The organism is Halovibrio salipaludis, from assembly GCF_002286965.1.
Taxonomy (GTDB): Bacteria; Pseudomonadota; Gammaproteobacteria; order Pseudomonadales; family Oleiphilaceae; genus Halospina; species Halospina salipaludis.
This window is the reverse complement of record NZ_NSKD01000012.1, coordinates 24,190-50,716: the sequence shown is the minus strand read 5'-3', so window position 1 is coordinate 50,716 and position 26,527 is coordinate 24,190. Positions and strand designations below refer to the sequence as shown.

The 26,527-nt window shown below is 57.7% G+C and carries 33 protein-coding genes; 10 read left to right on the top strand and 23 right to left on the bottom strand.

The genetic code is table 11. The annotated features are described in order from the left end of the window. A partial coding sequence (locus CK501_RS15980) for a hypothetical protein (RefSeq protein ID WP_095617590.1) occupies positions 1–200 on the top strand: 200 nt, incomplete at its 5' end. Here CK501_RS15980 and CK501_RS15975 read toward each other — a convergent pair. The 12 genes from CK501_RS15975 to CK501_RS15920 all read right to left on the bottom strand — a co-directional run bounded on the left by CK501_RS15975 (position 201) and on the right by CK501_RS15920 (position 7,516). Then, positions 201–983, bottom strand: coding sequence for a phage integrase (locus CK501_RS15975; RefSeq protein WP_095618742.1), 783 nt, complete (start codon positions 981–983; stop codon positions 201–203). Beyond that, entirely contained in the window at positions 980–2,245 is a 1,266-nt protein-coding gene (locus tag CK501_RS15970) for a hypothetical protein (protein WP_095618741.1), read from the bottom strand. The genes CK501_RS15975 and CK501_RS15970 overlap by 4 nt, the downstream gene beginning before the upstream one ends. A gap of 91 nt (positions 2,246–2,336) precedes the next feature. Next, positions 2,337–3,215, bottom strand: a complete 879-nt coding sequence (locus tag CK501_RS15965) for a zonular occludens toxin domain-containing protein (RefSeq protein ID WP_158223137.1) — start codon at positions 3,213–3,215, stop codon at positions 2,337–2,339. Further along, positions 3,212–3,769, bottom strand: coding sequence for a TraX family protein (locus tag CK501_RS16780; protein ID WP_143421468.1), 558 nt, complete (start codon positions 3,767–3,769; stop codon positions 3,212–3,214). The genes CK501_RS15965 and CK501_RS16780 overlap by 4 nt, the downstream gene beginning before the upstream one ends. Then, positions 3,769–4,062 carry a DUF2523 family protein gene (locus CK501_RS15960; protein ID WP_095618739.1) on the bottom strand — a complete coding sequence of 98 codons (294 nt, stop codon included), beginning with the start codon at positions 4,060–4,062 and terminating at the stop codon, positions 3,769–3,771. The genes CK501_RS16780 and CK501_RS15960 overlap by 1 nt, the downstream gene beginning before the upstream one ends. A 4-nt stretch (positions 4,063–4,066) precedes the next feature. After that, complete coding sequence (locus CK501_RS15955) at positions 4,067–5,275, bottom strand: virulence factor TspB C-terminal domain-related protein (RefSeq protein ID WP_095618738.1); 1,209 nt, start codon at positions 5,273–5,275, stop codon at positions 4,067–4,069. Between the two features lie 58 nt (positions 5,276–5,333). Then, positions 5,334–5,570 (bottom strand): major capsid protein, encoded by a 237-nt coding sequence (locus tag CK501_RS15950; protein ID WP_095618737.1) that lies wholly within the window; start codon positions 5,568–5,570, stop codon positions 5,334–5,336. Positions 5,571–5,825: 255 nt separating this feature from the next. Beyond that, positions 5,826–6,167: a hypothetical protein gene (locus CK501_RS15940; protein WP_095618735.1), complete on the bottom strand. Its 342-nt coding sequence runs from the start codon at positions 6,165–6,167 to the stop codon at positions 5,826–5,828. A gap of 296 nt (positions 6,168–6,463) precedes the next feature. Then, positions 6,464–6,661, bottom strand: a complete 198-nt coding sequence (locus CK501_RS15935; RefSeq protein WP_095618734.1) for a hypothetical protein — start codon at positions 6,659–6,661, stop codon at positions 6,464–6,466. Further along, entirely contained in the window at positions 6,658–6,972 is a 315-nt protein-coding gene (locus CK501_RS15930; RefSeq protein ID WP_095618733.1) for a hypothetical protein, read from the bottom strand. Before CK501_RS15930 ends, CK501_RS15935 begins: the two co-directional genes overlap by 4 nt. Then, positions 6,969–7,355 carry a hypothetical protein gene (locus CK501_RS15925; protein WP_095618732.1) on the bottom strand — a complete coding sequence of 129 codons (387 nt, stop codon included), beginning with the start codon at positions 7,353–7,355 and terminating at the stop codon, positions 6,969–6,971. The genes CK501_RS15930 and CK501_RS15925 overlap by 4 nt, the downstream gene beginning before the upstream one ends. Then, complete coding sequence (locus CK501_RS15920; RefSeq protein ID WP_198949564.1) at positions 7,352–7,516, bottom strand: DNA-binding protein; 165 nt, start codon at positions 7,514–7,516, stop codon at positions 7,352–7,354. Before CK501_RS15920 ends, CK501_RS15925 begins: the two co-directional genes overlap by 4 nt. Before the next feature lie 590 nt (positions 7,517–8,106). Here CK501_RS15920 and CK501_RS15910 point away from each other — a divergent pair. From CK501_RS15910 to CK501_RS15895, 5 genes are all read left to right on the top strand, one after another. Continuing rightward, a complete protein-coding gene (locus CK501_RS15910) occupies positions 8,107–9,096 on the top strand; it encodes a DUF4062 domain-containing protein (protein ID WP_095618729.1) in 990 nt (329 codons plus the stop codon). Between the two features lie 116 nt (positions 9,097–9,212). Then, on the top strand, positions 9,213–9,998 hold the full coding sequence (locus CK501_RS16775) for a hypothetical protein (RefSeq protein WP_143421467.1): 786 nt from the start codon (positions 9,213–9,215) through the stop codon (positions 9,996–9,998). A 209-nt stretch (positions 9,999–10,207) separates the two neighbouring features. Then, on the top strand, positions 10,208–10,867 hold the full coding sequence (locus tag CK501_RS15905) for an SOS response-associated peptidase (RefSeq protein ID WP_095618728.1): 660 nt from the start codon (positions 10,208–10,210) through the stop codon (positions 10,865–10,867). Between the two features lie 782 nt (positions 10,868–11,649). Continuing rightward, positions 11,650–12,144: a hypothetical protein gene (locus CK501_RS15900; protein ID WP_095618727.1), complete on the top strand. Its 495-nt coding sequence runs from the start codon at positions 11,650–11,652 to the stop codon at positions 12,142–12,144. Further along, complete coding sequence (locus tag CK501_RS15895; RefSeq protein WP_095618726.1) at positions 12,141–12,746, top strand: hypothetical protein; 606 nt, start codon at positions 12,141–12,143, stop codon at positions 12,744–12,746. The genes CK501_RS15900 and CK501_RS15895 overlap by 4 nt, the downstream gene beginning before the upstream one ends. On the opposite strand, the gene CK501_RS15890 is transcribed toward CK501_RS15895, so the two are convergent. From CK501_RS15890 to CK501_RS15855, 8 genes are all read right to left on the bottom strand, one after another. After that, positions 12,743–16,030, bottom strand: coding sequence for a DUF3427 domain-containing protein (locus CK501_RS15890; protein ID WP_095618725.1), 3,288 nt, complete (start codon positions 16,028–16,030; stop codon positions 12,743–12,745). The genes CK501_RS15895 and CK501_RS15890 overlap by 4 nt on opposite strands. Before the next feature lie 97 nt (positions 16,031–16,127). Then, positions 16,128–16,721 carry a class I SAM-dependent methyltransferase gene (locus tag CK501_RS15885; protein WP_095618724.1) on the bottom strand — a complete coding sequence of 198 codons (594 nt, stop codon included), beginning with the start codon at positions 16,719–16,721 and terminating at the stop codon, positions 16,128–16,130. Between the two features lie 17 nt (positions 16,722–16,738). After that, the gene (locus tag CK501_RS15880; RefSeq protein ID WP_095618723.1) at positions 16,739–17,611 is read right to left on the bottom strand and encodes a restriction endonuclease; all 873 of its coding nucleotides are present in this window, start codon (positions 17,609–17,611) and stop codon (positions 16,739–16,741) included. A 70-nt stretch (positions 17,612–17,681) separates the two neighbouring features. Continuing rightward, on the bottom strand, positions 17,682–18,134 hold the full coding sequence (locus CK501_RS15875) for an SRPBCC family protein (protein ID WP_095618722.1): 453 nt from the start codon (positions 18,132–18,134) through the stop codon (positions 17,682–17,684). A gap of 85 nt (positions 18,135–18,219) precedes the next feature. Continuing rightward, entirely contained in the window at positions 18,220–18,510 is a 291-nt protein-coding gene (locus CK501_RS15870; RefSeq protein WP_095618721.1) for a hypothetical protein, read from the bottom strand. A 90-nt stretch (positions 18,511–18,600) separates the two neighbouring features. Beyond that, entirely contained in the window at positions 18,601–19,410 is an 810-nt protein-coding gene (locus CK501_RS15865; RefSeq protein WP_095618720.1) for a sterol desaturase family protein, read from the bottom strand. A gap of 5 nt (positions 19,411–19,415) precedes the next feature. Beyond that, complete coding sequence (locus tag CK501_RS15860; RefSeq protein ID WP_095618719.1) at positions 19,416–19,970, bottom strand: hypothetical protein; 555 nt, start codon at positions 19,968–19,970, stop codon at positions 19,416–19,418. A gap of 61 nt (positions 19,971–20,031) precedes the next feature. After that, positions 20,032–20,268, bottom strand: coding sequence for a DUF5062 family protein (locus tag CK501_RS15855; protein ID WP_095618718.1), 237 nt, complete (start codon positions 20,266–20,268; stop codon positions 20,032–20,034). Positions 20,269–20,397: 129 nt separating this feature from the next. Between CK501_RS15855 and CK501_RS15850 the strand changes: the two genes are divergently transcribed. Genes CK501_RS15850 through CK501_RS15840 form a run of 3 tightly spaced genes read left to right on the top strand, consistent with a single transcriptional unit; the run spans position 20,398 to position 23,159 of the window. Continuing rightward, positions 20,398–20,874, top strand: a complete 477-nt coding sequence (locus tag CK501_RS15850; RefSeq protein WP_095618717.1) for a 3'-5' exonuclease — start codon at positions 20,398–20,400, stop codon at positions 20,872–20,874. A 17-nt stretch (positions 20,875–20,891) separates the two neighbouring features. Then, positions 20,892–21,578, top strand: a complete 687-nt coding sequence (locus CK501_RS15845) for an SIMPL domain-containing protein (protein WP_095618716.1) — start codon at positions 20,892–20,894, stop codon at positions 21,576–21,578. A gap of 39 nt (positions 21,579–21,617) precedes the next feature. Beyond that, positions 21,618–23,159, top strand: coding sequence for a cryptochrome/photolyase family protein (locus CK501_RS15840; RefSeq protein ID WP_095618715.1), 1,542 nt, complete (start codon positions 21,618–21,620; stop codon positions 23,157–23,159). Between the two features lie 15 nt (positions 23,160–23,174). Here the strand turns inward: CK501_RS15840 and CK501_RS15835 are convergent, their stop codons facing one another. Together CK501_RS15835 and CK501_RS15830 are read right to left on the bottom strand one after the other, a co-directional pair. Next, complete coding sequence (locus CK501_RS15835) at positions 23,175–24,707, bottom strand: FAD-binding domain-containing protein (RefSeq protein WP_095618714.1); 1,533 nt, start codon at positions 24,705–24,707, stop codon at positions 23,175–23,177. Then, a complete protein-coding gene (locus CK501_RS15830; protein ID WP_095618713.1) occupies positions 24,704–24,856 on the bottom strand; it encodes a DUF2256 domain-containing protein in 153 nt (50 codons plus the stop codon). Before CK501_RS15830 ends, CK501_RS15835 begins: the two co-directional genes overlap by 4 nt. A 109-nt stretch (positions 24,857–24,965) precedes the next feature. Here CK501_RS15830 and CK501_RS15825 point away from each other — a divergent pair, with 109 nt between their 5' ends. Continuing rightward, complete coding sequence (locus CK501_RS15825) at positions 24,966–25,478, top strand: shikimate kinase (RefSeq protein WP_095618712.1); 513 nt, start codon at positions 24,966–24,968, stop codon at positions 25,476–25,478. Between the two features lie 6 nt (positions 25,479–25,484). Here the strand turns inward: CK501_RS15825 and mutY are convergent, their stop codons facing one another. Further along, on the bottom strand, positions 25,485–26,525 hold the full coding sequence (gene mutY / locus CK501_RS15820) for an A/G-specific adenine glycosylase (RefSeq protein WP_095618711.1): 1,041 nt from the start codon (positions 26,523–26,525) through the stop codon (positions 25,485–25,487). Between the last annotated feature and the right edge of the window lie 2 nt (positions 26,526–26,527).

Genomic DNA, 26,527 nt, shown 5'->3' with positions numbered 1-26,527 from the left:
AACTCAAAGAGCAGGAAAACCTGCAGGCGCTGAGCCAGCTGCGGGTCGGGCTTAAGGTGACCTTCGAGACTCGCGAGGGACCGGCGTTCGGCATCGTCACCAAGATCAACCGCAAGAGCGTGATCGTGCTCGCCGAAGACGGGACCAAGCAGTACAAGGTCTCGCCGGAATTACTGAAACCGCTTCATGAAGTGAAGTGATCAACTCGCTTGGCGTAGGTCTACCACGTCTTGGAATGAACGCTTACTTTCAAATGGCACTTCCTGGATTGCATCCTCATAGAGTGCCTTCGGGATCGGGACCGTTCGTGACTTGCCAGACTTGGTGTAGTTGAACGTCACCCGGTAGGGCGCAAGGTTGCCCCTGGTAATGCCTTCCGCTTCTGACCAGCGGGCACCCGTCGCAAGCGCAAGCCGTGTCACCGTGTAGAGACTCGGATTCGATGAGGCGCGGCACTCCACCAAGAGCCGATTTATTTCCTCCTGGGTGAGGAAGGCCAGTTCCTGTTCGTCAATCTTGAACTTGCGAACATGGCGAATCGGGTTCGGTTTATCCCAACTGCCCAGGCGCGCCAGCTCATTGAATACGGCATTCAAGTAAGCTTGTTCCCGGTTGACCGTGTTTTCCGTCACGCGGTCAATCTCGATGCGCCTCTGACGGAATGAGGCAAAGTCACTGGCCGTGAAACGGTCCGCCCTGGGGTTTCCCAGCAACCTGGTTATCATCTCCAGCTTGCGCTTACGCTTTACGCCATCCTTTAACCGATAGCCGCTGGCGTCATGCCATTCCTCAACCAAGTCTGAAAGGTGTCTGCGATCCGGGGCCGGATTCCAGTCCTTCCGTTCCGCACTACGCCCGAGAGCGTACTGCTCAAATCGCTTTGCCTCTGCCTTGGTATCGAACCGTTTGCGGATCCGTTTCGATCCTCGGCCATTCGTCCAGAGATCGACTTCCCATCGGCCGTTTTTGAGCTTCCGGATCATGCCGCCACTTTCCCTTGCAGCCGTCGCTGTGTGAGTCCATCACGCACCATCTCGTACAGCATTCGCTCGGTGATCTCACGCCTTCGGTAGTAGGCTTTCAGGTCGTGCCATAAGCCGGACTTCTTAAGGCAGTGCCACGCCTGCTGAGCGTTGAACCGGTTGCGCGCATAAATGCTCAGCAGATTGCCGAAGGCAAGGGCGACGTTCTTTTCGTTGCCGCAACCCGGGGTCTTTTTTTCGCGTTTGTAGGCGATCGGCGGGGCTTTGTGGCCGAAGCTCACTTCATCGCGGAGGAAGGTCCAGATCGGGTGGACCCAGTCCTTGCGGTACTCATAGCGGTTCGACCGGAGCGCGTATTGCCACAGCCCCGTGAGGTGCTTGTCCGCTTCCAGATAGGTGTAAATGGGCCCGACAGCGTCAGTCCCCCGCCAGAGTTCGTTAATGATGCGTTGGTGAAATCGCACCTCCAGCCGCCAGACGGGCGCCTCCTCGTCGTAGCAGGTTGCCGGGAAGGTGTCGTCATTGGTGGCCGCTCGCCAGATCGACTCCATAAAGTCGCGCTTGTCGGAGACGTCCACTTCCTCGGACTTGTTGTAAAGGCAGAACTGGAGACTGTTGGCCTTGCCGAAGGTGAACGACGTCCCGCGGCCATGGACAATGGCACTGTCACAGCCCTGGAAGCGGAATTCGGCCATGCCGTCGTAACGCTGGACCCGGCGGGCCTTGGTGACAAAGTGGCTGTCGAAGTCCTGGGGCGGCTCCCAGCCCTGGAAGTCCACGGCCAGGTGAACGGCCACGGCGTTGGGTTTAGGGTTCTTCAGCAGCTTACCGGCCCATTCAAACAGCTCGTCGTTGATCTGGTACTTGTCGCGTTCATAGAGCCACTGGGGCGAGCACTCAATCTTGAGGTGCGTCGAGATGGCATCCACTTCGGCGTAGAAGTGCTTGTACAGCAGCGTAAGCCCCAGCTGGTTGTTCTGGAGCATGTACTTGAAGCCACCCTGTTTGCCGCTTTTGACAGCGAACGCATAGCCGTCAATGGTGACGGTTGAACCGACACCGGCTTCGTAGGCGTCCGCGATCTCGTGGAACTGGTGTTCTTCCGGCCGGCCTTCGAACATCTGGCGGATGGTGTCAGTCCCGGCCCAAAGGACGTTCACCCGGTCCAGGTTGAGCTGGGACCCATCGGGACCAACGAACAGCCGACCGGTTCCAAGTTCTCCGGTGTTCACGTCGAGGCGTTCAAAATCCTTAATGGTCATATGTGGTTTCCTGTGGTCTTAATTGGCTTTCAGAGAAAGACTGTGAGACGTGCTACAGGGACGTCTCAGGGCGCGCGCCCGCGCGCACCCACTACGTTGGGTCCGCGCGGACGCGCGTCGGCAGGCCCCGCTCTACCGCGTTGCGGCAGGTGTTGTAATCGGTATCAATGACGTGGCCGTTTTCATCCACCAGGCGGCACCGGTTATCGGTCCACATGCCCCCAACCGCCAGAGTTCCCCGGTCTTGTTCGGCCGGCTCAGCCTTGGCCACTTCCTGGACGTTCGCTTCCGGGGTATCCGTGCTGGCTTCAACGGCCGCTTCCGCCGCCTGGCCCTGCTGGGCAAAGGAACTGGCGAAACTGTTCACCAGGAGCACGATCAGCCCGATCCCGCCGACGACGATGCCGCCACCAACCTTCACGGACCGGGGCAGGCCCTTCACTTCGGTGTGCACCTCTGCGCTCTTGTAGAGGTCGAACAGCTTCTTCGGGTGCTTCCAGGGCGTCACATCGGCATCGTGCAGCTCGTGGCGGTCCTCCACATCAAAGGCCCGGTCCATGGCGTGGACGTTGACCAAGCCGAAGTTATTCTTGCGGGTGATGTGTTCGTGCTTGCCCACCAGGCGCCGCACGTGGTGGTTAATGAGCTTGGGATGCTGGGTGACCAGGATCAGGTCAATGCCCTTGTGCCGGTGCTCTTCCAGCTCGGTGATGCGCTTAGGCGCCTTGGCGTGGGGCGAGTCCGGGCGGAAAGTTTTCTGTGCCTCGTCGAACACCACCAGGGTGTGCTCGTCGTACTCGTACCATTCATGCTCCATGGGCCCCATGATCGACGGATCGGCGCCATCGACATTGCCCACGCAGCGAAACGGCAGGCCCTGCTTTTCGGCCCGTTCCTTGTGTTCCATGACGTAGTGAATCGCCCGCAGGGTTTTCCCTGCCCCTGGGACGCCGGTAATCAGACGGATCATCGGATCACCTCCTGGATATCCTGGATGGCGAACAGCACCCACAGGTGCGAGACGTAAAGGACAAGGGGATAGCGCCCCATCCATTCCAGGGGACCGCCGAACGACCCCACCGGAAGGCGGGCATTGCGTGGCACCTGGCGAAAGAGCCGGCCCAGGGCGAGGAACACAAATACATAACCGGGCTGGTAGCCCTGCCACGAGATGGGCCAGTTATAAAGCTGCAGGGCACCGACCACGGCGACGATCAACACCCAATGGATGGGAAGCAGCAGCAGCGGCAGTAACGCCGCATAAATCACCAGGATGGGAACGGCCGCGACGTCGAGCACAACGGCAACCGGCCAGGACACCAGGGCAGCCACCCACACCTGGCCGTAACGCCGGCCCAGCCGGTACCGGAACAGATACCCGGAAAGCACCATGAACATGGGCATTGCCAGGCGGGTGAGATGGCGGATCTCATCCGCCCAGCCGAAAACGACCACGACGTGATCCAGGATCATCAGCAGCAGCGCCAGCCCGCGCAGCACATCAAAGGCAGCTATCCGTTGCATCAGCTGCCCCCTGTAATCGCCGCACTGGGACCGATGGAGAACTGATCCAGCATCAGGCGAAACGCCCAGGCCCCGATGATGATCCCGAGCGCTTCCCAAATCCCCATCAACGCCGCAATCTGCAGCCATTCCTGAGGCGCTCCGGAGGCCGCGCTCTCGATCTGCTCCATCACGTAATCGACCAGGACCATGGACACGCCGGACCAGACAACGAGCCCGGCAATACGGGCGATCAGTGAGGCGATGAAGAAGCCGGACATCACCTGCAGGATTCTGACGACAATTCCCCACATGGCGTTATCTCCTGATCACGATGAAACCGGCCAGCACCCAGGCACCGGCCAGGAAGAAGGGGTTCACTCGCTCGGCAAAGGTGCAGATTTCGGTGTAAGGGATCGTGATTTCTTCCTGGACGATCCCGCCGACATTGAGGGTGAAGCTGTAAGGCTCAGGGCATTGTGCGGGCGCGACGTTGACGTCCTTCTCTTCCAGGTCGTCCGGGCCGTACATGTTCACGTTCCATTCCGGCTCCGGCTTCTCCGGAAAGGACAGGGAATCGCCATCACCGCCATCCATTTCATCCAGAATTTCATCCTCGGCGGTTTCCGGCTCGGTCTCTTGGTCCGGGTGGGGTCTTTCTTCGCCCTTTTCGTCCGCTGTTATATTGTCGGCATCCTTTTTAGCCGCACGGCGCAACGGCTCCGGGATACCTTCGTCCGATTCAATACGAGGATCCGCATCAGTGTTCTTCTTCCATTCGCCTTGGGGATCCTCAGCAATCCAGGGAACAAGCTGTTTCGACCGATCAGCAATCGGCTCATCCAGCTTTTCTAGCTCTTCATCAGTCGCCGGACGCTGTACTTTGTCCGGAACATTCTGTTGATCTAAACACCCGACCTCCTCAGCCTCAGGATCAAAAACACCAGAAGAACCAGCAGGACATTTAAGTTCATGGCAATGGTTTTTCCCGTAACACATATGAAACGGCAATCCTTTTGCGTACACATCGAGAAACCTCTCGTGCGCTTCCTCACGCGTGTAAGAAACACTCAAACTGGATGCTGAGGAATCAAGCGGTTCTATAAATTGAGTCTCAGACCCAGGAACAGACGTCATATTGCCTACCGGTACCTGCTCCGGATCCGATTCACTGAGAATCTCACCCGTGTCGTTATCAATAATCAGGCCAGCAGCAACGGTGGCCGCGATCATGGCCGGGTGAATGCGCCCACGAGCAACGGATTTAACGGCAAGGTTGCGAACTCGTGTCACAGGCACAGCGCGGGTAACAGTGGAATACATAGACCGCTTACCCGGCAGATTCTTGTGTTTGAGGTCGGCACTGAGCTCCAGCGCGGTAGCCTGAGCGTTTTTACCGAGCGTGCGCAGCGCCCGGACTTCCGTGCGGGTTTGAATATCAGAGGCGTGAGCGTCAGGGGTATCCGCTAACGCGAGTGCCAGAAGAGCAAGTAAAGCGCCGAATAGCCAACGATCAGGATCAACCATCCTTCCATTTCCACTACCACCGATTGAAACGAAAAGGCCCCCGAAGGGGCCTGTGCGTTCAGGCTTTCAGGAAGCCGCGGAGAACGCCGATGCCGTACACCACCCCACCGACGGTGAGGATCGCGGCACCAATGGTTGTGATGTTGCCGGTGACGGTCCCGCTGAGATGATCGACGATGGACGCCGTATCCAGGGTGGATTCACCGCTGCCATCGCTGGCCGCTGCCTGCATGGAGACAACCGCCGAAGTGGCTGCCGTGGATACCGCCGCAGCGGTGCGCTTGATTGCCCGCATAAGGCACCTCCTTTCTATCGGGTTTTGTAGAACAACACGCGGTAAGTAACTCCGACACTCCACGCGACCGCGAGCACGAGGGCGGAGGCACCGAGGATCTCCAGAGAGTCCCCGACTGACAGCGGAGGCAGCGTGGAGTGATAGGTCGTCCAGATGCAGTCCTGGCCAGCCGTGTCAGCGCACACCTTCACGTACTGGTAGGCCGGTTCCTGGTTGCCTTCGCTCATCGCTGCGCCCCTGCTGTTTCGCTATCCGTTACTGGCTCGCTTGGGCGGACTGACTGCCGCCGCTGGCGCCACTGGATTTGCTGCCGGTGATCTGGCGCTTGGCCAGACTGAGCAGCTTGAACTGTGCCTTCTGTCCGCCGCCGGCTTTCATCAGGGCTTCGGCGTCGAACTCGCAGGGCAGCTCGGATTCGTACTGTTCGATCTTTTCGACCAGGGCGTGATCACAACCCCATTTCATTACGTCGTTTCCGATGCGGTCCTTATCGTCCGGGTCGGCCGGTTCCATGGTGAAAATCTGGCCGATCTTGTTGCCGTCGATGTCGAAACGACGCGCACCGATGACGGTGATGGTGAGTTGTTGCTTGGACATGGTTTTTTCTCCAGCTTTTGGCCGCTTGTGCGGCGGTTTTCACTTGTGGACTCCGGGGAGTCCGGTTGCTCGGGGGCGCCCTGCGGGCGCCGGTCCGGGACCTCGGGCTCGGGAATCAAGGGGCAGGCGTCGCTACCCCCGTCATCCTCTGCCGTCGGCGGCGCCAAGATGACCCAGGCTTTGGACAGCGCAAGGGCCGCTTCGCTGCGCCCTTCGGGCGCCCCTTGCCCTGTCCAAATCCAGGGTCGGGCGCCTGGTACCGACGGCGACGGATGACGGGGGCAGCTCTTACGGGCCTACTCATTGGCAGCAGACTCCCCAGCTTTCTGTCTCAGTGCTTCTTCTCCAGCTCTGTGATTCAGTCCTTCAGCCAGCAGCTGTGCCGCGTAGTCGGACGGGGTTTTCACGTCCTGGGTGTTGGCGGCCTGGACCAGCAGCTGGCGATAGGTGTCGACGTCCAGGTAAAGGCGGACGCTTTGCTTTCGGCGGCTCATGCGGCCTCCTGTTGGTTGGATAGGGCGGAAAACGCAGTGCAGGCCCGGTGGATGAGAAACGCTTCCGGGCTGACGCTGTGGCAGGGCCTCAGGCTGTATTCGAAGACGACCCTTTCAACGCCCAGCAGCGGTTCATGCCATTCGGGCTTGAGCGTCATGGCGGCACTGACCAGCCCGGCGAGGCGGTGTTCCTGGATGCGAACCGCCTCGTGTTTACCCTGGTGGCACAGGTCCATGACGTGGCGGGCCTGCCGGGTGACCTGCTTCAGATACAGCTGTGGGTTCCCGGTCGCGTGTGTTGGCCGGCTCATGCCAGTTCCTCCTGGTTGGTGGCTTTCTGCGCCCACTGCTGGGTCTTCGCGTGAATCGCGTTGCGGAACCATTGCCGGAGCCAATCGGCGCACGTAGCGGATGAGACGGTGACGAAGAACCCGCGCTCAGGGTCATCGGCCTGGAAGATGTGCCACCACACGACTGGGTAGCCTTTGTCTCTGGTGCCCTTCAGTGACCAATCGCCCCGCACAGCGCGCCAGCGAACGCCATTCACGGACAGATTCAGGCGAACCGGGCGGCCGTTGTTGGAGCGCAGCGCTTTCTGTACGTCTTCGCGGCTGAGGAACGCGGCGTTCTCGGCCTCCATTGCCGTGAAGCCGATCAGATCGGGCTGGGCGGGGTCGTGAGTCGCGGGGTTCATGCCGTCCAGTCCTCCAGGTTGATGGCTTCCTGGGACAGGCGGGCGATGTTGACCATCCGGGCCTTGCCACACTTCATCGAGGGAAGGTGGCCTTTCTCGATCATGCCGCGGACCTGGCCTTCACTGAGCCCGGTCATCTCCGCAAATCGTTCCTTGCTCATGACCGGCACCGGGATCATCACAATTTGCTTCTGCTCGTCCACTTTTAACCACTCTGCTACACTATTAAACATGAATGCGTGGCACTATGTGCATTGCATTATCTACAAATATAAGGAGTATTTGTACTCCATACAAATAGTGGATTTAAATGATTCGCGAGCGCCTTATAGATTTCTTTAATACTTGTGGTGTCACATCTAAGGAGATGGAACATCTGACAGGTATCGATCGAGAGAAGTGGAACTCGGTCCGCGCAAGGCGCCGGCGAGTCAATGAAGAAGATATCGAGGGGTTCGCAGAAGCATTCCCGCAGTTCGCATACTGGTTAACGACAGGAAAAACTCTCCCGGAGTCAGGACAGATAAGTCCCCACGACGAGCGAGTAAGAGGTGATAACGACCTCGGACACGGAGAGGCTTCCGGTTAGCCGCAACAATCCGACAAAGATGGCATCAGGGAAAGCCCAGGGAATAACAAGGACAAGAGGGAAACGGCCAGCGTGCAAAGGGGTACTGGCGAAGGTTTTTAGGGAAGCAGAGGAGAAGTGACTTCTCTGGGTGTTCGGCAAGATTAACGAAGAAAGACACTTATGGATAAACGCTACCAAGTATTTGTGAGCTCGACATACGCCGATTTGGCAAACGAGCGACAGAAGGTGATTCAGTCACTGATGGAAATGGACTGTATACCAGCAGGCATGGAAATTTTTCCTGCCACTGATGAAGAGCAACTAGCTTTCATAAAAAAAGTTATTGATGACTGCGACTATTACCTCCTTATAATTGGGGGGCGATATGGTTCCACTGACGAGAACGGCTTAAGTTACACAGAAAAGGAATATGACTATGCCGTAGAGTCTGATATTCCAGTAATTGCTTTGTTGCATTCAGACCCAGGTCAAATTGCATCATCTAAAACAGACCAAAATGACGAGCTTGCACAACGTTTAGAAGAGTTTAGGGATAAAGTCAGTAAAGGAAGGCTTGTAAAGTTTTGGGATAATGCAGATCAATTGCCAGGATTAGTTGCGCTAAGCCTTTCAAAAACAATTAAAGCACACCCTGCGATTGGCTGGATCAGAGCAGACAAAGCAGCACCGGACTCCCTTTACCAACAAGTAAGCGAGCTATCAAAAGAAAATGCCGAACTAAGGGAAAAAATAAACGAAGCACCTAAGGCCAAGAAAGTAAAAGTTGAAAATCTAGCAGATCTAGACGATACGTTTGTTGTTTTTGGGGAGCACACTCCTACACGAGGGTCTCTTCGTGAGCAGTGGTCTGTGGAGTTGACGTGGGGCGAAATATTCTCATTCATTTCTCCATACCTCATGGAAACGCCAAACGATATACGAGTTAAACGCACAATTGAGGATCGTGCATTTAGAAAAACTGGAAATAGATGCATTAATAAAGATATAGACGACCAATGCTTTCAACAGATTAAAATCCAACTTATGGCACTTGATTTGGTTAAAGTCCAATATGCTAAGACCACAAGTGGTTCCAAGGCACTATTTTGGAAAATGACCGATAAAGGGCATGAAACCATGGTTCAAAGAATTGCATTAAAAAAACAATAGTCAGAAAAAGAAAGGCCTAGGACGAGAAAATTATCGTATAGCTGTAACTTTGGAAGAAGCAAAAAGCGGCATTAAATAACTTTTCACATTTGGTTTATATATACAGAATATCTTTTATGCCTATCACTGATAGAAAGTTTGTTTTTTCACTCAAAGCTATATTTTGGAGTGCAGCAGCTGCCATAGCAACCACCTTTGTTTTTTACGCTTGGAATTTTCCATTCGAATTAAGTCATGAACATCAGCGATGGGCTGAATTTGGTGACTATATTGGAGGCACTCTAAGCCCAATACTATCTTTCTTAGGTCTTCTCGCCATTCTTTTAACGGTGGTATTACAAAGCAAATCTCTAAGGATTTCCCAAGATGACCTCCGCTTAACAAGGGCAGAACTCTCAGAAACTGCCAAGGCATCATCCTCCCAAGCTGAACACTTCAAGACAAAAGCCAAAATCGATGACTGTGAGTCTGTAATACAGAATATCGAGAGTGAGTTCGCCCGCATAAAAGATTGGGCGATTCGATGTACGTTAGGAGATTCAGTTCTCCACCTATCGTTAGAACAAATACTCGCCAAAAGCCATGACTTAGACTTTTTAGCGAGGATACGCCCAGTCAGTGATCTTCAGGGTGACGAGATCAATCCGGAACTGCGAGAAGATGAAATTCGAAGACTTATATTTTTAATGCACTTTCAGATTAAGAGTTTAAAGAATATACCTGAAGCACAAGAGCGGCATAAATATTATCAAACAAAATACCTATGGGTTTTTATCGCAATTAATCTAACGGGGATTATAGATTGGGATTGGATCGGTATGCTAGAAGACGATTATAAAGATTATGTTAACAATATAACCAGTCAGATTGATTCTTTCCAAAACCAAGAAGCTAATTTTTAGCTTTTATTATCACTAAGCACCAGTACTCTCCCTGGCAGTCCCACCACTGAGCAGGTGGCGCACCCGCTCTGGCAGGAACTGCTGCATCCGTGCAACGCGGGTGACTCGTCCTGAGTCATGGGCACGATAGCGCCTGGTGCTTTCTCGGCGCTATGGGCGATCTCTGAGTTCCGTGTAGGATATTTCCTACGTCCATAGGGGAGGCTTCAATGTGTGGCCGTTTTGCCCTGTATACCCCAAGAAATCTGATCGCGAGAACCTGGTTCGGTATCAGCATGTCCGTGGGCAATGTTCACGCGCGGTACAACACCGCACCAGGTAGCGCGATCAGTATTGTCAGGCAGAGAGATGACGGAATAGATTTCGGCTTCGCTAAGTGGGGTTATAAACCGGACTGGGCAGAGGAGAAGGCGCCGAGGCCCATCAACGCCCGAGCCGAGACGGTGGCAACCAGCAAGTACTTTGCTGATGCGTTCCTTCATCGCCGCTGCCTGATCCCCGCTGATGGGTGGTTTGAATGGATGACCACAGACCAGGGTAAACAGCCGTACTACATAACGGACCCATCCAACGGCCGTAATGACGTCCTGTTTTTCGCCGGCATCTATACAGGGGATATCGAACCCAACTTATCGGCCGCCATTCTGACCGAGCCTGCTGCTCCGAACCTGCGCCACATTCACGACCGTCAGCCTGTGGTCCTGGATCCTGAATGCCGTTGGGATTGGCTGAGCCTTGAGATCACCAGCCGTGACCAAGTTCGCCAGGTCGCCAAGAGGCTCGACCCTTCGCGGCTGGATAGCTGGCCAGTCACGACTAAGATGAACAAACCGGACTATGATGATGAATCAATCATAGAGCCGTTATAGAGTGGAAGTGCGCGCGTTGTTTTTAGATAAGGAGTGAGGTACAGGGAAATGGGGATACAGGACAGAGAGTATTTCCAAGAAGATCAGAAACGTCGCATGGAGAAAAACGCGAAGGCAAGCCCGAAACCGGCCAAAGATTACCTGCTTGACCCTGCAGAAAGCCATATCATCCCACGCAGCCGATGGCCGGAGAATCGGCCAGCGTCCAATCGATCATCAGCCGGGTGGTCCCGATCGAATGTATCCGCCTGGTGCGCGGGACTTGCTGTTGGTGTACCAGCTGGTGCGCTCGGCCTCATGGTGATTACCATTACCGCTCCCAGGGCAATGGATCCACTGTGGAACTGGATGTTGCAACTGCTTTCCTGATCCGTGGCGAGTTAAATATACTCAACGTCGAAAAACCATGGGGTGCAGCCCCGTCATAGGCTGCTTTGTTCGCCGCTAACGAGCGGCCTATGGTTCCGATTAAGTGTCCACGAAGTGTCAACATAACTGCTGCTTACAGTGGTTCTGCGAGGTGCCCTTTTTCGCTAAGCACCTGACTGTGCAGGATTATGGTTTTTCGTGGTGTCTTCTCTCTGGATTGAAAATCCTCGTGTCGGTGGTTCGATTCCGCCTCCGGGCACCACAAATATCAAAGACTTAGCCCGCCTCGTGCGGGCTTTGTTGTTTCTGGCCATCCACATTTCATCCACACCCTTCAGGATGATGTAGAGTTCGTCGAATGTGGTAGGGTCGCTCAAGTAGATTGCAGGGAATGCGCAAAAAGGGAAGCCGTTATGACGAAATGGATATTGTCGCCCCAGGATGAAAAGAAACACCATCACTTCGAGCCTGAATCAAGAAAGTACGTTATCAAGAAGGCTGCTTACCTCCCTCAGGAAGGCATAGGCGTTAACGGGAACTTCTTTATTAAGGGTTCCGTCGTCGCGAGAGGCACTAATATCTTTGTGACGGCGATGGGCTTCACCCCCGCCATGGAATTGCCGAAATACGAAGGTGCATTTGAGTTCTACGGAAGCGTGATGCTTCTGTCCGGGAATGAAACCGTTACCCGTAAGCGTTTCAAGCGGGAAGGTCATGCTCTCTGGCCTGAGAATGGATACGCACCAATTGGTTCCGTGATGCTTTATACGCCTCCTGCGTACGATTCAGGGAATTACTCCCTTCGTATCGAGGCCAGTTACTGGTTTGACAGCGGTGTCGGCACAGTGACGCCGATGCCGAGAAAAGCGGAAACGGTCGTCGAGCTTAGAGGAGTGAACGCCAGATGAGTCGTGGCCGGGTATCTTTCATGTGGGTGGCTGTGTTGGTGGTACCGCTCATGCTTGGGTGTTCATCCTCTGCGGCAGAGAGCCCTGAGGAATTGGTTGAGAAGGCCCGGGCAACAGGGGCAAGGGCATCGGGCAATGCCGATTTCACTGAGGCTCTGAAGCTTACAGAGCAAGCTCTCGAAGAAGATGAGGCGTTTGTTCCTGCTCACAATGCGCGAATTAATATCCTGCTGGAAATGGGGCGACTCGATGACGTTGCCGCTCAGGCCCAGCGCTTGTACGAAGTCCAGCCAACCCCCGACAACCACCTTTACTGGTGTATGGCGAAAGAGGCAGCCAGCGACGACGATAGCGGTCAAAAGGCGTGCTATTCGGATGTCGTGGACAGCGTAGAGCAGAGCTCAGAAACGCCTGCCACGAATGCCAATTATGTGATGGCTCTGAAGTTGCTCGAGTCGCCGAAGTTTGATGAGGTGGTGGAGCGCTATATCGTTGAGCAGGAGTCTGACGCGGCGCGAGAGATGGCTCGTTTTCAGTTTATTGAGCGTGATCGGGAGACCGTGATTAACAATCTGTTCCGAGTGTCGAGTTCCGGCTCTTAACGCTCAAGCTGAAACGTAACGCTCATCGGCTTTTCTCCCTCATGCCGCAGGTAATTCACTTTCCCGTAGTACCGGAAGGGCGCTGCTTTGCCGTCCGGGCCCAGTTTGTTCTCCCGCACAAAGAGATGAATGTCGATGCCTCTGCTGTGGTGCTCTATGAGCTCACGGCCCTTGGGGTTGGCTGGAGAGGTGCTGTTCTGGCTCTGCCAGTGGAAGGTCTGGTCATCGATGAAATAGTCCTGGTAGCGGTGATCTTTCTGGCGGCCCTGCTTGTTCAGGGTTATCAGCAGAACGTGTGCGCCCTGCTCACGCAGAACGATATGCCCTTGGTTCCAGCTCCCGTGTTTGAAGGTCTCTCCGAACAGCGGAGGGATGTTTTCGCGCATGAAGGTTTGGCCTATGGCCAGGTCAAAAGGATCAATGACGTCCTTAAAGCGCGCAAATGTGTGCATTGATTCGTCGGCTGGAAGGTCTTCGTAATCGGGATTGTTGGCTCTCAGGACGTACTGGCCGTCATTCTGTTTGGTGACGACCCGAAGCAGATACTGGTTGTCGCCACCTTCATCCTGGCGCTCGATGGCCATGGTTGAACCGGTGATCGAGCCTGCATTGGTCGGGTTGATGCGCTCCAGAAGCAGGTAGTCGCCATCCCTAATGGGGTTTTTGCCGCCATCCATGGAATTCCCGGAAGCTTGTGCAATGAAATGCGTGTTCGGATCGAGCCTGCCGTAGCCGTCGCCTGGATTCACGTACTCTTCGGCATCCGCAGTGCCTGTCTTGAAGTGCCCACAGGCGATTCGAATATTCGGGAAGTAGGGCAGGTCGGCCCCTCGTTGTTCATCACCGAAGGGAGCCACGTTGTCAGGCTCCGGCGTATCCGGTACCAGCCGTTCCTGGTAGGTGCTGAGCCGGTAATCGACCAGTTCCTTGAGCATGGTTCCCAGAACGGGAATAAGTCTTTCGGGCAGCGTCAGTCTAGGGATCAGTCGATCATCTTCGAGCGTGAAGAGCGTTTCCGATTCCTGGGACTTGTTCTCACCGATCCAGGCCGCTATTGGGTTTTTGCGCCAGTAGCGCAGCCATTCGGTCTCTTCGACTGATTCCAGCAGGCGGTGGGATTCCGTCAGGTCAGCTCGCAGCTTCGGGCGCCGGTGCAGGATGTTTCTTGAGGCTTCACTGATGGTGCCGAGGGTTAATGGGTGCTTGAAGCCGTCGTTTTCGATCAGAGCGTCGAGAAGCACCATTTTGAAGCTTTTGTTCATTTTGGTGGTTTCAATCGCTTCCAGGAAACCAGCGGCCTTTTCGAGAACCTGCTTTTCCTCCTGGTCCAGGTCCGCCACCTCATCAATGAACGCCCACCAGCTGCCGTACTGTTTGCGCAGTTTCGAGATGCTGATGCCAGCGCGGTAGACTTCAAGCAGCGTTGGTCGGCGACCCATGCTTGATTTCAGCGATTGGTATTCGTCCTCTATACCGGTTGGGTTCAGGGACTGCAGGAAGTTGAGGATCTCGAGGTCGTAGTTGGCAAAGCAACCTTCCGGAAGAAGCGTTTGCTGCTGTGATTGCACCTTTTTCGCGAATTCAGCTAGTTTGCTGCCGGTTCCCTCCACGCCGAACAGTGCCTGGGGTTTGTTCAGGAACCCTTTGTGGTTACCGATGAAATCCAGGATCACCAGGCGGTCTTTCTTGTCTGAGCGGCGCAGCCCTCGGCCGATCTGCTGTAGGAAAAGCACCTTTGAATCGGTTGGGCGCAGCATCATGACGGTGTCGATATCGGGAACATCCACACCCTCATTGAAAAGGTCGACGGAAAAGACAACGCTGACCGAGCCATCGTTGAGCTTTTCGATCGCATCATGCCTATCAATGTCCGAGCGGGTATGCACCGAAACTGATGGGACACCGCTGCGGTTGAACTGCTCCGCCATGAAATCCGCGTGGCGGGTTGAAATACAGAATGCAAGTGTTCGCTTCAGTCCCTTTTCGCGCCATTCGTTCAGGGCATGTCTTGCCCGGCCCAACGTGGCGAGCTTGGTACTCAGCGCATTTGGGTCGAAGCGGCCGTTGCGCCAGGGGATCTCCTCGTAGTTGACGTTTTCGTCGTAGATTCCGTAATAGCTGAACGGGCAGAGCAGTCCCGCGCTGATGCCGTCAAAGAGGTTTCTGTTGTAGACCAGGTTGTCATCACAGAGTTGCAGGATGTCGGACTGGTCCGAGCGGTCCGGCGTTGCCGTCAGTCCCAGAAGGAATTTGGGCCGGAAGTGCTGGAGCAGTCTCAGGTAGGTGTTGGCCGCTGCGTGATGGAATTCGTCCACCACGATGTAGTCAAAATGGTCAGCCGGGAAACGCTCAAGGTGCGAGGCACGGTGCAGCGTCTGGACTGAGGCGAACAGCATGTGCGCTTCGCTGTCTCTGGAGTCACCGTAGTAACGGCCAACGCGGGTTCTGGGCATGACGCGCTGGAAGGTTTCCTCGGCCTGAAGGAGGATCTCCTCCCGGTGGGCGACGAACAGGACCCTGTGAGCACCCAGCTGCTGCGCATCAAAGGCGGCGAGGAAAGTCTTGCCCAAGCCCGTGGCCATGACAACCAGACCACGTTGATAGCCCTCGGCGCGGGTTTCTTTCAGAGCTTCCAGCGCGGTGCTTTGCTCATCGGTTGGCGTGGCTGGTTCCGGTTCTGGATCATCGCTGCCCGGTGCGATCTTCGGAACAATGTCCGGGCGGTTCTGCTCGTATCGGTCGATCCACTGATGGGTTAATGGCTTTGTACCATCTGAATGGAATAGGGTGGTGAATTCCTGTCTGACCGTTTCAAAGGGGCCTGCCCCATCAACCGAGTCTGAATCCGGGGTTATGACTCGGTAGTTCCACTCAAGGCCACTGGTGAGCGCAGTTCTGCTCAGATTGCTGGAGCCAACAAAAGCATCACCGATGAGTGTTTCATCTTCCGTCCGGACGAAGATGTAGGTTTTCAGGTGAAAACTGGTTTCCGTTGCTTCGAACACACGGATGTCCGCTCCCCGCTCGGCCAGCAGCATCAGCTGGCGCAGGGCTGCGGGATCGGTCACATTCAGGTAATCACTGGTCAGGATACGTAGGTTGGCCTGCGGCTCCTCGGTGACCCTCTGCACCAGGCTGTCAAAGATAAGCGCCAAGCCGGAGGACTTGATGAAAGCCACGGCAAGGTCGATCTCGTCCGCGCGCAGGATGGCCTGTCTCAGTTCCGGGGCGAGGGGGCTGGAATCGCCTCCGGTAATCAGTCTTTTCCTCTCGGTGCCGGTCATGCAGAAAGCCTGGTCGTGGGATTCCGATGACCGCCCAGGTTAGAAGCTTTTGATCCGTCACACCAGCAGTGGGGATATAGCTGGGTTTGCCGGCCGGTCACGGGTTCTGGAATACAGCGGTTTCCCAGGCCACTTCACTGCGGCCCATCCGGTCTGTTTCTTTCCCCTCAGCCACCGGAAGGCTTGCCAAAGATTGGCTTTCCGCCAGCCTCTCCAGCTCGTCGCGGTTCGTCTCATAGAACACACGCTCACCATCGCCTGGCCCATGCCGCAGGGTGATGACCAGGATGCCCCCGGGAGACAGCAAGTCCGTCAGCACTTGGAAGGCGGTGTTTCGTTGAGAGGGAGGGAGATGCATCCAGACCGCGGATACCAGGATCAGGTCGAAGCGGTGATCGAGGGTACGGACATGGCTCAGTTCGGGTAAGTGATCCTCACACCACTCAACTGCCAAGTGGCGGGCCGCGTTTTCGCCAAGTTGTCTGAGCGCAGTAGCAGGCTCCGCGGCGAGCACATGCCAGCCCCTGGATGCGAGCGCGGCCGCGTCCCGTCCACTGCCGGCCCCGACGTCCAGAGCAGAGCCCGGCGATTCAGGTAACTGTGCGAGCCAGTGCTGGTGAACGTCCTCAAACGCAAGCTTTTGGTATTGGTTGAAAAAGTGCAGGGCTTTTTCTGAGTATGGATCTGCCAATAGAGGTTACCTTCAGCCTACCCGAGTTCCTGAACCGGTCGTGTACCACGGCATTGGGGGAATCTCGTACATCCCCAGAACTGCTCTCCGGCATGGGCGCCACGTTGAGCGATCCTTTTGGTCATAGAGGACTGACAGCGGGGGCATTCAATCGTTGCCTTTGAAACCGTGGAGTGAGTTTCGATTCCACCCGGTTGGGTTTCAGCTTCCAGCAGCTTTGCAAGCTGTTGGCCATCTACCAGCTTAATATCGTTTTGCCCGGCAAGCTTAGAGGCATCAGGTGTAAATGATCCGGACGTCACGATGATGCCTTTATCTGCACCTGCAGCCGTGATGCTTCCCAACAGTTCCCGGATGACAGCCACGCCCACTCGTTGGGATTTCCAGTGCTTTGCCTGAACTAATGTATGGGTCCGGTCTTTTTTCAGTGTTAGGTCAACGCCGCCATCCGGGCCAGGGAGTGAGTGCTTCACCTGATATCCCTGGGCACGAAAAGTCGCTGCAAGAAGAGATTCAAACTGTTGCCACGAAAGGTCGTTCACTGGCGGAGGTGTTTGTTTCTGTTCTTTGCTCTGGATCCTCCTACGACTTCTTGAGAGCAGCCTGTCGCCCTTGTCGCGCCTTACAAGGTTGGCAATCATCCCCATGAGGAAAATAAGTGGAACGATATATTGCAGATAGGTACTGAATACACCGATGAGGATCCACGATAAGTTATCAGGGACAGGTATCGGGTTGTTGGGTGTAGAGGTGGTGCTGGGAGTGATCTCAATCAGTGATAGGGCGTGAAACACAAGAAACGATATGAGGGCTGATAGGAGTGATGCCCACCAAGGCATCAGAGTCGCCATCCTTAGAAGATCATTCAATGCCGATGCTTTTCGAGCCATGCGTAGGTTTCCATATAACCGGCTGGTTTATGGTTTTATTTTCGCTCAAGCCCTGTAATTCTGCCAGCTCTCACTGCCCGGGGCCGCCAGTCAGCTTCCGATCAATAGCCTTCAACATACTACCAAAAGCCTTGGTTCCGGCCTTGGCGGCAACCGGAGACAGGACACGCCCTACCACCGGAATACGAATCCGGAATACCGACGTCCAGGTCACCTTCGTGCCCCGAGCAGTCTCTTCCAACCTAATACGCCCACTCTCATGCTCAATCGGCGGGCGTGAGCGCAGGATGCGGTAGTCCATGCTTGTGGGCCGGTTGAAGTTGCTGATTTCTTCCTCAAACCAGACCGCGCCCAGGTCAATGCGACGCACGGCGCCGTTGCCGTTGGGCTCCTCGCTACCTTCTTTCAAAAGCCGGGAATCACGGATGCCGTCAAACTGCTTGTAGTTGGCGTGATCACTCAGGAGCTCGAAGACCTGGTCGATGGGAGCGTTGATGGTGCGTTCGACGGCGATCGTGTGCATGGTTCAGGACTCTATGGAGGGGGCGATCAATAAGGGGCAGGCCTGACTGAATGGATAGGCCCGCGGGGGCTGACGACGTCAGCATTTACCAGCTGGAGTCGCCAGCGTGTTCGTCACTCTCTTCTGATTGCGCTTCTTCGCCGGCATGTTCGTCCGATTCGGATTTTTTGTCATCCCTGGATTTGTCGTGATCCTTGGACTTCTTCTCATCCCTGGACTTGGCTTCATCACCGGCATGCTCGTCATTCGCATGTTCCTCGGAATCAGCGGTGTCCCCGGCATGTTCGTCACCATGACTGGATGCCAGCGCCTGGCCTCCGAAGGCAAGGCCTGCAATAACGGCCAGTACGGTTGCGATGGAATGGAAACGTTTCATGTTTTCTTCTCCTTGTTGGTGGAAACTACCTGCCAGCATACACCTCAGACTTTTGGAAACTGCGCCTCTGCCGTCAAGTACTTATGGAGTTTACGTCGCTGAGCGTCGCTCCGGATCATCCTGGTTGTGGTTGCGTTGGGTGAATGGCTCAGCCAGCCAGGTGGCGAACGACAGGTAGTCGTCCCGCCCCTCGGTCAGGCCGAGCTCCCGCATCTCGTCTTCATCCGGCTCCTTGTAAGTACCGAAGAGGCGGTCCCAGATGATGAAGATGGTCGCGAAATTGGCGTCCCCCGTCCGGCGCGAGACCGTGTGGTGGCTGGTATGGAACCGGGGCGTGACGATGAACAGGCGCAGGATGCGCTCCCAGCGGTCCGGGAAGTCGATGTTCGAGTGGTGGAACTGGCTGGCCAGACTGACTGAGATCTCGAAGGCGACAAACGCCGCCAGGCTCGGGCCCCAGGCGGCAATCCAGACCAGCTTCACGAAGAACGAAATGAACAGCTCCCCGGGGTGGAAGCGCAGCGCGGTGGTCACATCCACATGGGTATCCACGTGGTGCACCTTGTGGAAGCGCCAGAGCAGGCCCACCCGGTGATTGAAGCGGTGCCACCAGTAGTCGAACATGTCCAGAACAATGATGGTGGCAACGATGCCGCCGACGCCGCTGTAACCCAGCATGGGCGCCAGCCCCCAGCCCTGTTCGGCGATGTACTCCGTCCAGTAGAGAAAGGGTGCGAGGATGATGACTTTCAGGACGACTGTATTGAACACTGCCACGGAGGCATGCATGCGCAGGCGCTGGCCGCGCGGTTCCTGCCAGGGCCGCTTGGCCGCGAGGCTCTCGATCAGGAAGAACAGAGCGAAGCCGCCAAGGAACAGGGGCAGTTTCAGGTCATCCATAGTGGCTACCGGAGCAGGTTGATGCGGTCATCCACGAAGTTGTAACGCGGCTGCTGCACCCATTCGCCGTGCTTATGCACGGGCAGCTTGTGCACGTTTTCCTCGTACACGACCAGCTCGCCGCCGTGGACCTGCAGCCAGAAATCCAGGTCATAGGTTTTGTAGGGGTCACCAATGGCGGCAAAGTTGGTACACGCGAAGTAGTGACCGTCGCCCATGGTGCGCACCGGGTCGTGGATCTTCTGGAACCGGAGCTCAAGGGTCTGGCTGGTGCGCGGATCCGTGATCTCGAAAACGCCGGGGTTGCCCATCTGGGTGCGGTTCTCGATGTGCTCGCGCATTGCGGCCTTGATCTCTTCAGCGGTGAAGGATTCCGGGTCGCGCTTCGCCTCCGTGGCGTCAGTCTGCTCCGGGGTGGCCTCATTCGCCGGATCCGCGGATGCCTGTTCGTTACCGCCGTCTGGTTCACCGCCGCATCGTGCCAGCAGCACCAGTACGAGGATGATGGGCAGGGCGATCATCCCCTTGTTAAGCAGCCATTTGGCGCGTTCGCTCTGCATGGGTCGTTACCTGTTCCTGTCCACTATCGACTCTATACGTCCGGTGTTCGCCTCCAGTGCACTATTTGAGCTTGGAAGCCCAGATCGCCAGCTTGTGCTTCATGGCCTTCTGCGAGATCTGGTCTTCCGGAATGGGTTGGATCACGCTGTCGTGCACGAGGAGGCGGTAGATGTACTCGATCTTCGCCTCCTGCGAGTCTGTGGCCTCAAATTCCACCACGCCCCGGTTCTCGCCATACTTCATGCCTTCCTCAATGGCTTTTTTGACCATTTCCTTTTCGTTCTTCATTTTTTTCATGGTCACCTCATCGGATATGCCTTCTGAATCCACTGTAACGCCCTGACTGAACCCCGGCCAGCTGCGGCGGGCGGATGATTTCTGTTTTCTGGTGCATAATGCTCACTGAACCCGGGAGTTGCGTTACCCATGTATATTCTGGACATTGAAGCAAGCGGCCTTGGTCCGGACTCCTATCCGATCGAGATCGCCTGGTGCTCTCTGGATGGCGAGCAGGCGTGGAGTACCCTGATCAACCCGGACTCGGCGGGGGATTGGGAGGACTGGGATGACTATGCCGAGGAGGCGATCCACGGGATTGCCCGTGATCAGTTGCTCAGCGAAGGGCAGGATGTTGTGAAGGTTGCCCGTGAGCTTGAGCAGCGGCTGGGGGGCGAGGATGTCTTCTCGGATGCAGTTCTCTTTGATGGCTTCTGGCTGCGCCGGCTTTTCGGGGCGGTCGGGCGCCAGAATCCGGTACGACTTCAGCCACTGGAGACGATCTTCTGCAGCCGTTACGCCGTCGAGCTGGACTCGGCGATTGCGGCATTTGAGCCGCCCCACCGGGCGCTGGCGGACTGTCGTGGCCTGGCTGAAGTGGTCCGGTCGGTGGTTGGTCAGCAGTGATTCCATTAGGAGAGGCTATGCGTAGTCGATTGATAGTAATGATTGTGGCACTGGCTGTGCTGGCCGGCTGCAGCGAGGGCAGGGATGCGGATGGCCCGCACCGGATTGAGGTCAGCGGTGAGGGTGAGATAAGCCTGCCCGCGGAACTGGCGGACCTGAGCCTGGGGTTTGAGGTGATGGCCGATGGCGCCTACGAGGCCAGTGAACGCCTCCGGGCGAAGGTAAACCCACTGGTCGAGGAGCTGCGTGGGTCACTGCCGGAGGGTGCCGAGCTCCAGGCCCGCTCCCTGGCGGTTGCTCCGCAGTATCGTTGGAACGAGGGGGAGCGCAGCCTCGAGGGTTACCAGGCAACGCGCAGTATTCAGCTGATGGCGCTGCCGGTTGCGGAACTGGGTGAATGGACGTCCAGGCTTTCGGAGAAGAATCCCCAGCGGCTGTCCGTCACGAATTTCCGTCTCAGGGAGGGCGACACGGCCGAGCAGCAGGCGCTGGCCCGGGCGTTTCGAAGCGCACGCCGGCGGGCTCAGGCACTGGCGGACAGCGCCGGCCGTGAGCTGGGGCAGACGCTTTCCATTCAGGAGCAGCAGGTCTCTCAGCCCGGTCCACATCGCATGATGGCAGCGGATGCGCGTGAAGCGGATGAGTTTGAAGCGGGCCACGTTCAGGCCCAGGCGGATGTGCGCGTTACCTTCGCCCTGGAGTAGGGGGCGAACCATGGGGCGTTGCCCAGCGTACTGACTCCCATGACAGACCGGACGCCCCGCCATCTTATCCTGATCCTCGGTGATCAGCTCACTCCGTCGCTGCCAGCCCTGGCAGAGGCTGATCCCGCGCGTGACCATATCCTGATGGCGGAGGTCGCTGAAGAAGCTGGCTACACCAACCACCACAAGCAGAAGCTGGTGCTGATTTTCAGCGCCATGCGCCACTATGCGGCCGAGCTTGAGCAGGCCGGGTGGCGTGTTCATTACCACGTGTTCGATCCCGAAAGTGAGTGCCAAAACCTGGGAGGTGTGGTTCGGGCCACGGCGGAATCACTGGGCGCGGAGGGCGTGGTGACCACGCAGTGCGGCGAGTGGCGTCTGGACGAAGCCATGCGTGCGTGGGAACTGCCTGTGCCGCTGACGATCCGTCCCGACGGTCGATTTTTTGCCACGATTGAACGCTTTCAGGCGTGGAGCCGGAATCGCAAGCAGTGGCGGATGGAATACTTCTATCGGGAGCTCCGCCGCGAGACCGGCCTGCTCATGACCGTCGATGGTCAGCCCGAGGGCGGTGAATGGAATCTGGATGCCGCCAACCGCAAGAAGTGGAAGGGCGAGCCGCCCGCTCCTCCACCCTTCCGGGTTGAGCCGGATGCAACCACGGAGGCGGTGATAGCGGAGGTCGAGTCCAATCTAAGCGGGCACGTTGGCCGCACGGATTCCTTCGGTTGGGCCGTCACCCGGGACGACGCGCTCGGGGCGCTGGACCACTTCCTCACGCATCGACTGCCGTGGTTCGGCGACTTTCAGGATGCCATGTCGGACGACGAGGCGACTCTCTTCCATGCCCTGCTCTCGCCTTACCTCAACATTGGTCTGCTGTTGCCCAGAGAGGTCTGTGAGGCAGCGGAAGCCGAGTACCACGCGGGCCGTGCTCCGCTGAATGCGGTTGAGGGCTTCATCCGCCAGATTCTGGGGTGGCGCGAATTTGTACGTGGGCTCTACTGGACGCTGATGCCCGGTTATGCGGATGAGAACAGGCTCGGCAATACACGCCCGCTGCCATGGTTCTACTGGACCGGCGACACCCGCATGCGCTGCATGGCGAAGGCCATCGGCAATACGCTGGAGCACGCCTATGCGCACCACATTCAGCGGCTGATGGTCACCGGTAACTTCGCGTTGCTCGCCGGTGTTCACCCCGAGGCCATCTGCGACTGGTATCTGGGGGTCTACGTGGATGCCTACGACTGGGTGGAGCGGCCCAACACCCAGGGCATGGTCATGCACGCGGATGGCGGCATCCTGGGCTCAAAACCCTACGCGGCCAGCGGCAAGTACATTCACCGGATGTCGGATCACTGCCGCCACTGTGTCTATAACGTGAACGACACCACCGGCCCGGATGCCTGCCCCTTCAACAGCCTCTACTGGCATTTCATCCACCGCCATCGTGAGCATTTCCGGGGAAACCCCCGTATGGGCATGATCTACCGCAACTGGGAGGGGCAGGGTGAAGCCCGGCGCGAGGCGGTGCTGGCGAAAGCGGAAGAGGTCCTGCTCAACATTGAGGCCCTTTAGCAGGGGCACAGCTCCTTACTGGAACAGGTCCATCTGCCCGGTATGGCCGGAATGGGCCTGGCGTGGTGAGCGACGCCCGGATGGCCGGTTCCGACTGCGGTGAGCCCGGCTGCCGTGGCGCGCCAGTACCTGGTCCGTCATGTCCCGGCGCACGTGTTGCTGTCGCCACGCCTTGATACGCGCACGGGCTCGGCGTGCCGCCTCTTCGTGATCAATCAGGGGCAACGGGTAGGCCGCCGCACCGAGGCGGCTGCGCTGGGCGGATGACAGTCCCCAGGGTGTGTGAATCCATTCATTCGGTACGCCGGCCAGCTCCGGGACCCAGGCCCGGATGAAGCGGCCCTCCGGGTCCAGCCTGTGGGACTGCAGTACCGGGTTGTAGATGCGCAGGGCGTTGATCCCGGTCAGGCCCGACTGCATCTGCGCCTGCGGGTAGTGGATGCCGGGCTCGTAATCCGTGAACAGGCGCGCCAGGTGCAGTGCCGGTTCCCGCCAGTGCTGGTGCAGGTGGTAACTGGCCACCGCCATGAGCATGGCCCGCATCCGGAAGTTGATCCAACCGCTATGGTGCAGGGCCCGCATGCAGGCGTCCACCAATGGCCAGCCGGTTGTGCCCTCTCGCCAACGTTCCAACGCTTCTGGCCAGTTGCCGGGTTGTCGCAGTCCTTCCAGGTCCGGGTGAATGGTCTGGAATTCGATGGCCGGTTCGTCCTCCAGCTTCTGGATGAAGTGGCAGTGCCAGTGCAGGCGTGAGCGGAAGGCCTTGAGGCTGCGACGATGGGCGCCGGAGATTTCCGGGGCAGCGGCCGTCGCCCGGCACTGCTGGACGATCCGCCGCAGGGAGACGGTGCCATGGGCAATATGTGGGCTCAGGCGTGAACTCGCCTCCCAGGCAGTAACCGGGCTCGAAATGCACTTCTCGTACCCCCGGCTTCGTTGTTTGAGGAAATCCGCCAGCAGATGTTCGCCCTGGTCCATGCCTCCGCGCTGGCGAGCGGGGCAGGGGAGTTGATCGCCGAATGCCGGTGGCTTCAGGCTCGCCAGAGGGTGAGGGCATTCAGTCAGTTTGGGGGTGAGGCGTGAGGGCGTGGCGTAAGCAGGCGCCTCCATGACGGCGCGCCAGGCATTGTCCCAGTGGTCGCGGTCATGTGGCCCACGGACGACGCCAAACTGACGGTATTCGCGCCACTCGACACCCTGTGCCCGGCACCAGTGCGCGACCGCACGGTCGCGCTGGAAGGTCCAGTCGTTACCGGTTTCCTCATGACTCAGAAGTCGGGTGAAGCCAGTCTGCTGGTGGAGGTGATGGAGGACAGCGGTGATCTCGCCGTGATGCACGATCAGGGGCGCGCCGCGATCACGCAGTTCTGAGTCCAGGTCGAGCAATGATTCCAGTGTGAAAGCCCACTGCCGCTCGCTGGTGTCCGTAAGCTGCCAGTAATCCGGCTCGACCACGTAGAGTGGGATCACGCCCTCAGCGGCCGCATCATGCAGGGGGCCATGGTCGTCCACGCGAAGGTCGCGCTTGAACCAGGCGACGGTTGTCATCGCAGTACCTCTTCCGGCTGATTTCTATGGCGCCGGCAGCGCTCGCTGCAGTAGGTGACCTGGTCCCAGCAGCGGGCCCATTTGCGTCGCCACTTGAACGGGCGCCTGCAAACCGGGCATGTTTTTTCGGGGAGTGGTTTCTGACCCATGCTCGAGCATACGTCTGCTAAAGGAGGCTGGACCGCCAGGGGGTGGGTCCATACCCAGGCCAGATTGCGTATCATGGAGGAAAGGCCGCAGTAACCAGGTAACCGCTGCATGAGTGAATCGAAAACCAATATTGCGTTGATCGGCATGCCGGGCTCCGGCAAGAGTACCGTCGGTGTGCTTCTCGCCAAGGCCAGCGGCCGGGACTTCGTGGACACCGATCTGCTGATCCAGAGCCGTGCGGGGGCCACGCTGCAGACCATCGTGGATGAAAACGGCTACGAGGCGCTGCGTGAGGTGGAGGAGCAGGTGCTGCTGTCACTCTCGCTCTCCAATCACGTTATCGCCACTGGCGGCAGTGTGGTCTACAGCGACGCGGGTATGGCGCACCTGAAGACCAGCAGTGTGGTGGTCTTCCTGGATGTCTCCCTGGAAACCGTGCGGGAGCGTATCGGCGACTACAGCCTGCGGGGCATTTCCAAGCGGCCGGATCAGACCATCGAGGATCTGTTTGAAGAGCGCCTGGATCTGTACCGGCGCTACGCGGACGTTGCTATAACCTGTGACGGTCGCTCGATGGAGGAGGTGTGTGAGGCAGTGATGGCGGCACTGCCGAAGGCCTGAGGCTTGTCAGCTCAGAAGCCGGCGTATCGGCGCCGGCAGTCCTGCATCAAGGGCGTTCTCCCGGTGGAGCCAGGAGCGGCTGCGGTCATCCTGAAGCGCCTGGGTACTGATGGCGGTGAGCCGCACCGGCCGGATCCAGAGATGGTAGTGGCTGAAGGTGTGCCGGAAAGATTCCTGTGTTTCGGGCTCGGAGGTTTCAAGACCGAGTGACCGCTCGCAGTGCTCCGGCAGCTCCTCCGGTTGGAGCGCCGGATCGGCCTCCGGGAAGCTCATCAGGCCGCCCCAGATGCCACTGGGCGGGCGCTGTTCCAGCAGGATCCGGCCCTCGCCGTCCTCGATCACCAGCATCCACACGCTTTTTTCCGGCTTTTCCTTTTTCGGCTTGCTGTCTGGGTAGGCCTCGGGGTTGTTGCGGGCGTAACCAAGGCAGCCCTCGCGCACGGGGCAGGCGGCACAGCCGGGGCGACGCCGGGTGCAGACCATGGCGCCGAGATCCATGATGGCCTGGGTGTAGGCCTGGATGCGTTCGTCCGGGGTATGGGCCTCGGCGTGTTCCCAGAGCTCGTTGGCGACCGCCGTCTTCCCGGGCCAGCCTTCCACCGCGTGGTAGCGGGCCAGTACCCGCTTGGCGTTGCCATCCAGGATGGCGGCGCGTTGGCCGTGGGCCTGGGCAACGATGGCGGCGGCGGTTGAACGGCCAATACCGGGAAGCTGCTGAAGAGTGTCCTGTTCTTCCGGAAACGCACCACCGTACTGCTCCGCAACGGTGATCGCCGCCTTATGGAGATTACGTGCCCGGGCGTAGTAACCGAGCCCGGACCAGTAACCCATGACCTCATCCGTGCTGGCGGCGGCCAGGGCCTCCACCGTCGGGAAGCGCTCCATGAAGCGCTCGAAGTAGGGGATGACGGTGGTGACCTGGGTCTGCTGGAGCATGATCTCCGAGACCCAGACCCGGTAGGCGGAACGCTCCCGGTGCCAGGGCAGGTCCTTGCGCCCGTGCTGGTCGTACCACTGCAGCAGCTGTTCGGCGAACCAGTCCGTCATGA